Source organism: Sporosarcina luteola (assembly GCF_023715535.1).
Lineage (GTDB): Bacteria > Bacillota > Bacilli > Bacillales_A > Planococcaceae > Sporosarcina > Sporosarcina luteola_B.
Genome location: NZ_JAMBOI010000057.1, coordinates 1 through 426 on the forward strand (window position 1 = coordinate 1; position 426 = coordinate 426).

Here is a 426-nt window from a genome sequence, read left to right on the forward strand (position 1 = left end):
TGGTCAAGTGGTGTGCTCATGCGCGCGATTTAACAGCAAGAAGCGGAATCTCAAAGCGGTTTTCGGATAAGATCACGCTGAAACAAAAAAACGAACATGGGAAAAAGTCTTGCTATCATGATCGTGACAACAAGTCCCCTTTGCCTTGTGGCCAAAAGGCGATAAATCACCGGCAATATAGATGCATCGCCGCCGCTCATCGCAAGCGGCGCAACTGGCTTTCATGCAGGAGTTTAGGATGAAGACCGAACCGAACGAAGTCCACAACAGGCCGAAACTGGTCACCGTTTTCGGCGGCTCCGGCTTTGTCGGGCGCGCGGTCGTCGCAAGTCTCACCAAGCGCGGCTATCGCGTGCGCGTTGCCGTGCGCAAGCCGGAAGTTGCCTATTACATGGCTCCGCTCGGCAATGTCGGCCAGATCCAGAT

Annotated in this window: 2 protein-coding genes; both read left to right on the forward strand. The window is 54.5% G+C overall.

Features of this window, described 5'->3' with window-relative positions:
* The coding region (locus M3191_RS18290) for a hypothetical protein (RefSeq protein ID WP_251701740.1) at positions 1–242 on the forward strand (242 nt) is incomplete at its 5' end.
* Positions 239–426, forward strand: a 188-nt coding sequence (locus M3191_RS18295; protein WP_251701741.1) for an NmrA family NAD(P)-binding protein, incomplete at its 3' end; no start/stop codon positions are given. The genes M3191_RS18290 and M3191_RS18295, both read left to right, overlap by 4 nt.